This window comes from Pseudomonas helleri (assembly GCF_009600315.1).
Taxonomy (GTDB): Bacteria; Pseudomonadota; Gammaproteobacteria; order Pseudomonadales; family Pseudomonadaceae; genus Aquipseudomonas; species Aquipseudomonas helleri_A.
Map to the genome: position 1 here is coordinate 1 of NZ_WIWC01000150.1, position 295 is coordinate 295.

Below are 295 nucleotides of genomic sequence, written 5' to 3' on the forward strand. Positions count from 1 at the left end.
TTTCCGTCCAGGGCCTGGTCGGCAGCAACACGGGCCAGGTTCCAGATATCGGCGCCGAAGTTCTCCAGCAACTGGGCCAGGGCAGGTGGTGGTGGGTCGATGAGTGGCTGGGCCTCTTGCTGCTTGCGGTTCTTCCACTCGCTCATGGCCTCCTGAATGGTCGTAAAGCTGCCGACGCCACCCAGGCGCTTGCGCACGTTGGCCAGGGTGGGCTTAGTGCCGTCAGCGTCCAGTTCGTCGGCGGCCTCCCAGATCATTTCCTTGGTGAGTGCCATGGGGCGTGCTCCTTTGTATG

General features: G+C 63.1%; 1 protein-coding gene. It reads right to left on the minus strand.

Features of this window, described 5'->3' with window-relative positions:
• The coding region (locus GHN86_RS23190; protein WP_194286574.1) for a DNA-binding protein at nucleotides 1-275 on the minus strand (275 nt) is incomplete at its 3' end.
• Between the last annotated feature and the right edge of the window lie 20 nt (nucleotides 276-295).